This window comes from Limosilactobacillus reuteri (genome assembly GCF_020785355.1).
GTDB lineage: Bacteria > Bacillota > Bacilli > Lactobacillales > Lactobacillaceae > Limosilactobacillus > Limosilactobacillus reuteri_I.
Window position 1 is genome coordinate 83259 of sequence record NZ_JAJGVH010000084.1, and the last position, 6772, is coordinate 90030.

The window sequence follows — 6772 nt, forward strand, 5'->3', positions numbered from 1 at the left end:
GTGAAATTTATTTCGTGGAACATTGATTCAATTAATGCAGCACTAACTGGAACTTCCGTACGGGCAGGGGAAACGCGGGAAGTATTAAAAAAGATTGCAGCGATGAAGCCAGATGTCATCGCCATTCAAGAGACTAAGCTGTCAAAGAATGGGCCAACTAAGAAGCATTTGACGGTTTTACAAGAATTATTCCCCAATTATGAAGTGGCATGGCGAAGTTCCGTTGAACCAGCACGGAAAGGGTATGCTGGGACCATGTACCTCTATTTAGCCCAATATGAGCCGAAAGTAACTTATCCTAAAATTAATGCGCCAGAACCAATGGATGATGAAGGAAGAATCATTACCCTTGAATTTCCGGACTTCTATGTTACGGAAGTATATACGCCAAATTCTGGCAACGGGCTTAAACGGTTAGATGAGCGGCAAACGTGGGATGATTGTTACCGGGACTACTTGCATGAACTTGATCAGCAAAAACCGGTAATTGCTAGTGGTGATTTTAATGTGGCTCATGAAGAGATTGATTTAGCTCATCCAGCAACCAACCATCATTCTGCTGGCTTTACTGATGAAGAACGTACGCATTTCTCAAAACTATTAGCAGCTGGCTTTACTGATAGTTTCCGGCACCTTCATCCCGACGAAAAGGGAGTTTATTCCTGGTGGGCACAACGGGTAATTACTAGTAAACAAAATAACTCTGGCTGGCGGATTGATTACTGGTTAGTCAGTGACCGGCTCGCTGATAAGATTACAGAAGCGGGGATGATCGATAGTGGAGAACGTCGCGATCATACGCCAATTATTCTAGAAATTGATCTTTAACTGAAAATAAGAGATTTGGAGCACTAACTTTGTCCCAAATCTCTTATTTTGTTATTTATTCCAAATAATGTGGTGATTATCATTTTTAGCAGTGTGACCAATTACTTTTCCATTCAAGTAAACAGTAGTTGGACAGCCCTTTTGAATGTCTTTTTCAGATAACTTCTTAAGGTCGTTATCTGCTAATGTGCCATACACACCATTTTGCAAATCTTGAATCAAAAGTGAACGACGGGCTTTAGATAATTGATAGATATCATTATTAACATCAATTTTAATCTTGTTGTCCCGCGAATAGGTAATATCCTTGATTGAAGAAAATCCTTTGAATGTTTTGTCATTCTGTTCATATTGTTGACAATTACCTAAATAATCAGCGATATAACGATTAGCTAAATCATTCTTTTCCTTTGTCATCTCAGCAGCATAGGCAACACTGGTCGATTGAAAAAGGGTAGTGCTAAGTCCAGTACTAGTTCCAACAGTAATACCAGCAAGAGCAAGTACAAGGCCCTTAGAAACTTTATTCATAATGTAAATCTCCTCATCAATAAATCTCGTCCTCTTAATTATGATCATTTTAAGGGAAATAAACAAGGGAAAATAATTAAGAATAAGATTATTAGATTGAATTATCATCTCTATCTTCAAACTAGTGTATAATATTTACTAAACCCATTACTAAAAGAGGTGAAAATGATGGCGACAATTAAAGAAATTGCGGAAAAATCAGGATATTCACCAGCAACGGTATCGCGCCTTTTGAATAATGACCAAAATTTATCGATCAGTCCAAGTACCCGCAATAAGATCATGACGGTGGCTAATGAGCTTGGCTATTGGAACAACCACAAGAAAAATTCTCAGCAGCAACCAATCCGTCCTAATCTTGCTTTATTGTATCGGGTAAGTGGTAAAGAACAACTGCAAGATGAATATTTTGCGTTTTTGCGCAATGCAATTATTAAAGAAGTCGATGAAGCGGGGGCGCAAGTTGAAATCTTTAGTAATATCAAAGATTTAATTGCGGCGGCTGATTCGTTCCAAGGATTTATTGGCGTGGGTGCGGACCGGGTAACGCAAGACCAGCTTATCGAACTCCATCAATACTTACCGCATGGCGTTTTTGTCGATATTAATCCGATGCCGCAATTATTTGATTCTGTCCAGCCTAACCTTGAATTAACGATTCAAGATGCTCTTCATCGCCTCACCAAAGCAGGTTATGAACGAATCGGCTTCATTGGCGGAAAAGGCCTTAATCTCAATAACGTCCAACAAGCTGATGCCCGTGAAATCGCCTTTCGTGAATTTACAGGGATGCAAGGGATAAAAGAAGCGCCATTATATGTGGACGGACCATTTAATGTAAAAAACGGTTATCAACTTGGTAAACGGGTTCTTGAACAAAGCGGTGATAATTTACCGGAAGCCTTTATTATTGCCTCTGATACGCTAAGTGTTGGTGTTCTTCAAGCTTTTAATGAAGCGGGGGTAATTGTGCCACGTGATACTATCGTGATTAGCATCAATAACAGTGAAGTTGCTAAGTATGTTTCACCGCCGTTAACGTCCTACAATATCAACCAAGAGACGCTTAGCCGGATGGCAATTAACCTTCTCCAAGATTTAATAACTCATCCCCAGCGTCCGCACGTTCATCTGACAGTAAATACCGATATTGTTTTTCGTAAAAGCTTTCCTAAAGAAAATAAGTAGCTAATCAGTATTCGTATCAGCGATTCACGGATTAGCTATTTTTTATTTCTTCTTTAGTAATGAATTTACTTTTTAAATAAATATTTACTAAAACTAACTAAAGAATTATAATGTATTTGTAAGCGATTGCAAAAAGCTGTAGTTTGGAGGTTGTAAATATGACACATAGCCATAAGCTCACGGGGAAGCAGCTTATTTCTCGTGCTTCGTTTTGCTTTGGTAACTTAGGGCACTCCGCATTTTATGGGGTAATGAGTACTTACTTTATTATCTTTGTAACAAGCGGAATGTTCGCGGGACTAAGCAAAACGGTTGCTAATAAACTAATTGGGTTGATTACTGGTTTGATTGTTTCTGTCCGGATTTTGGAATTATTAATTGATCCGCTATTAGGAAATATTGTTGATAATACGAAGACCCGGTGGGGAAAATTTAAGCCATGGATTTTAATAGGAAATATCGTTAGCGCGATTTTGCTGTTAATCCTGTTTACCGGAATCTTTGGCTTAGCAAAATATAATTGGGTTCTTTTTGCCATTCTATTTGTTATTATTTTCGTTACGTTTGATATTTTCTACTCATTTTCTGACGTTTCGTATTGGGGAATGGTGCCCGCTTTAAGTGAAGATTCTGAAGAGCGGGGTGTTTATACCGCTCTCGGTGCTTTTGCGGGAACGCTTGGCTGGAACGGATTAACGATTATCGTGGTACCGATTGTAACGACCTTTACTTATTTAGCTACAGGTCATCATCGGCAGGGGCCAGCTGGTTGGTTTGCCTTTGCTGCCATCATTTCGGCATTAGCTGTTATCTGTGCTTTGGTTGTTTGTGTTGGGACGAAAGAAAATTACAATGTGATTCGTAAGTCTGCTCAAGATAAGACAACTATTCGGGAAGTTTTTTCAGCAATTTTTCACAATGACCAAATCTTATGGCCAAGTTTGGCATATTTACTTTATTCATGTGCCTATGTTGTAACTAATGGTGTCCTTTTTTACCTTTACAAGTTTGTTATTGGTAAACCTGGTGAATTCTGGATTGTTGGGGTCATCGCTACGATTATTGGTTTCTGTACTAGTCCCCTTTATCCTATTTTGAATAAATTTATTCCACGAAAATGGCTATTCATTGGTGGCCAGGTCTGCATGAGTTTAGCATATTTAATCTTTATTTTTGCCCGCTCTAATGTTTTAATGATGGACTTTGGATTGGTCTTGTTTAACATTAATTTTGCCCAATTGGTAACAGTCTTAACATTAACGGATGCAATTGAATATGGCCAATTAAAGTCTGGTCAACGAAATGAAGCGGTTGTTCTTGCTGTGCGACCAATGATTGATAAATTAACAGGGGCAATCTCAAATGGACTTGTCGGTTATATCGCAATCGCGGCTGGAATGACAGGGAGCGCAACTGCTGCTGACATGACAGGTCATGATATTCGGACTTTTGATAGTATGGCCTTTTATATCCCACTGGCATTAGCTGTTTTGTCAATTTTTGTCTTCCTTTTTAAGGTGAAATTGAGTGAAAAAGTTCATGCGGAAGTAGTTGAAGAGTTAAAGGATAAATTAGCACAAGGAGAACTGACAAGTGAAGAGTCGACATCATCGACTGGTCTTAAAGAAGAAACGATTTATGCCCCAACAGATGGCGAATTAGTTGCAATGAAAGAAGTCGTCGATCGTGATGGTCAACCGTTCCCCGGAAAGGGCTTTGCGATTAGGCCAACTAGCGATAAATTGTACGCCCCATTTGACGGGAAGATTAACTTTACGTTTGGCACCCGTCATGCGTTTGGTATTACTTCTGACAAGGGGTTAGAAATGATTGTTCATATTGGTGTCGGGACCGTAAATATGCGTGGTGAAGGCTTCAATGCCCATTATAATGACGGTCAAATCGTTAAAAAGGGTCAGCTACTCTTTGATTTTGATCGTGAATTGATTAAACAAAGCGGGTATGAAGACTGGGTAATTACTTTCTTTGCGCAACCGCATAATATTGAAGCAAAGGCTGGTTTTACTCCCGGTAAGATTGTTAAACATGGTGATAAGGTAGTAACAGTAGAATTTAAATAGGGTGAGCGAATGATGAAGAAAAAATTGCCTCGTTTCTTATATGGTGGCGACTATAATCCCGAGCAATGGCCAGAAGAAACGTGGGCTGAAGATATTAAAGTATTTAAGCAGGCAGATATAAATACCGCCACGATCAATGTTTTTTCATGGGCTTTGCTTGAACCGCAGGAAGGAAAATACGATTTTACTAAGCTTGATAAGATTATCAAAGAATTAACGGCTGCTGATTTTGATATCGTTCTTGCCACTTCAACCGCCGCGATGCCCGCTTGGATGTTCAAGAAATACCCAGATGTTGCGCGGGTCGACTACCAAGGACGCCGCCATGTATTTGGTGCCCGGCATAACTTTTGCCCAAGCAGTAAAAATTATCGGCGCTTAGCTAAAAATCTTGTTGAACAGCTTGCTAAAAGATATGGCGATAATCCGCATATTGTTGCTTGGCATGTTAATAATGAATATGGTGGAAATTGTTATTGTGAAGAATGCCAAACAGAATTTCGGCAATGGTTGAAGGCGCGCTATCAAACCTTGGATAACCTTAATCATGCATGGAATATGAATGTGTGGAGTCATACAATTCATGACTGGGATGAGATTGTTGTGCCCAATGAACTTGGTGATGCATGGGGCCAAGAAGGATCGGAAACAATTGTCGCCGGACTTTCAATTGATTATTTACGTTTTCAATCGACCCAAATGTTTGATTTATTTAAGATGGAAAAGCGAATCATTGAAAAATATGATCCAACAACCTTAGTCACTACTAACTTTCATAGTCTGCCCAATAAAATGATTGATTATCAGCGGTGGGCGAGTGCGCAAGACATCATATCATACGATAGTTATCCGGCTTATGATGCGCCGATTTATCAACCAGCATTCTTATATGATTTGATGCGTTCCTTAAAGCACCAGCCGTTTATGTTGATGGAATCCACGCCATCACAAGTTAACTGGCAACCATATAGCCCATTAAAGCGTCCGGGACAGATGGCGGCCACTGAATTACAGGCAGTTGCGCATGGTGCAGATACCGTTCAATTTTTCCAGTTGAAGCAGGCGCTGGGGGGATCAGAAAAGTTTCATGGTGCCGTGATTAATCATGCCAACCGGACTGATACCCGGGCATTTAAGGAAGTGGCAAAATTAGGTCATGATTTAAGAAAAGTGGGCCCGGTTATTAAGAATTCTCAGACTAACGCGCGGGTGGCTCTTATCTTTGACTGGAGTAATTTCTGGTCCTTTGAGTATGTCGATGGTATTACCCAGGACCTAAAATATGTACCAATTATTCTTGATTATTACCGGCAATTTTATGAACTGAATATTCCAACTGATGTAATTTCGGTTGATGATGATTTTAGTCAGTATGATCTTATAGTCGCCCCCGTTCTTTACATGGTTAAGGATGGCTTAGGTAAGAAGATTACGGATTATGTTGCAAACGGGGGTAATTTTATTACTAGTTTTATGTCCGGAATGGTAAATGAATCCGATGGTATTTATCCGGGCGGTTATCCTGGACCATTAAAAGAGGTAATGGGGCTGTGGGTTGAAGAAAGTGATGCAATCCTCCCTAATAAAGATGTTAAATTAACAATGACGACCGGGGATGAATTAACGGGACATTTAATAGCAGATTTAATTCGGCTTAATGGAGCCCATGTCCTGGCTAAATACGCTAGTGAATTTTATGCTGGGACTCCCGCGGTAACCGAGAATACCTATTCAAAGGGAAAAGCATGGTATGTCGGTAGTCGCCTTGACCATGCTAGTCTCCGTAAGATCATTATGCATGTTGTTGATGATGTGCACCTTTCCGCGTTAGTCAAAGAGCCAACAGAACTGGAGGTAACAAAACGCCAAAATTCAGCAGGTCAGGATATTTACTTTGTCCTTAATATGGGAAAGGGTAAACAACCATTACCAGTAGAATTTCAAAAGGGTTATCGAGACCTTTTGACTGGGGATTCACCTGAAACGATGCTTGATTCGTGGGATGTTGAGATCCTGGTTCAAGAATAAAAAAAACGGCTAAGGGAGCGAGACAGAAGTCACTTGTGACTTCGTTTTCGAGCCCCCGCAAGCAACAATAGGCCTCTAACGTTCGGTTTTGCCGGACGTTAGAGGCCATTGTTGTA

The 6772-nt window shown here is 40.1% G+C and carries 5 protein-coding genes; 4 read left to right on the top strand and 1 reads right to left on the bottom strand.

Features of this window, described 5'->3' with window-relative positions; all coding sequences use genetic code 11:
• Positions 1-828, top strand: coding sequence for an exodeoxyribonuclease III (locus LMB56_RS10330; RefSeq protein WP_003671552.1), 828 nt, complete (start codon positions 1-3; stop codon positions 826-828).
• 51 nt (positions 829-879) lie between these two features.
• Here LMB56_RS10330 and LMB56_RS10335 read toward each other — a convergent pair whose 3' ends face one another.
• Positions 880-1359 (bottom strand): hypothetical protein, encoded by a 480-nt coding sequence (locus LMB56_RS10335; RefSeq protein WP_042746278.1) that lies wholly within the window; start codon positions 1357-1359, stop codon positions 880-882.
• Between the two features lie 168 nt (positions 1360-1527).
• Between LMB56_RS10335 and LMB56_RS10340 the strand changes: the two genes are divergently transcribed.
• From LMB56_RS10340 to LMB56_RS10350, 3 genes are all read left to right on the top strand, one after another.
• Positions 1528-2547 carry a LacI family DNA-binding transcriptional regulator gene (locus LMB56_RS10340; protein ID WP_229279306.1) on the top strand — a complete coding sequence of 340 codons (1020 nt, stop codon included), beginning with the start codon at positions 1528-1530 and terminating at the stop codon, positions 2545-2547.
• A 158-nt stretch (positions 2548-2705) separates the two neighbouring features.
• Positions 2706-4628: a PTS sugar transporter subunit IIA gene (locus LMB56_RS10345; RefSeq protein ID WP_229283994.1), complete on the top strand. Its 1923-nt coding sequence runs from the start codon at positions 2706-2708 to the stop codon at positions 4626-4628.
• 9 nt (positions 4629-4637) lie between these two features.
• Complete coding sequence (locus LMB56_RS10350) at positions 4638-6656, top strand: beta-galactosidase (RefSeq protein ID WP_229283995.1); 2019 nt, start codon at positions 4638-4640, stop codon at positions 6654-6656.
• The last annotated feature ends 116 nt before the right edge of the window (positions 6657-6772 follow it).

What these genes read in the sequence shown, in the direction of transcription:
- LMB56_RS10335 (WP_042746278.1), bottom strand. Translation starts at nt 1,359, where the DNA reads ATGAATAAAGTTTCTAAGGGCCTTGTACTTGCTCTTGCTGGTATTACT.
- LMB56_RS10340 (WP_229279306.1), top strand. Translation starts at nt 1,528, where the DNA reads ATGGCGACAATTAAAGAAATTGCGGAAAAATCAGGATATTCACCAGCA.
- LMB56_RS10345 (WP_229283994.1), top strand. Translation starts at nt 2,706, where the DNA reads ATGACACATAGCCATAAGCTCACGGGGAAGCAGCTTATTTCTCGTGCT.
- LMB56_RS10350 (WP_229283995.1), top strand. Translation starts at nt 4,638, where the DNA reads ATGATGAAGAAAAAATTGCCTCGTTTCTTATATGGTGGCGACTATAAT.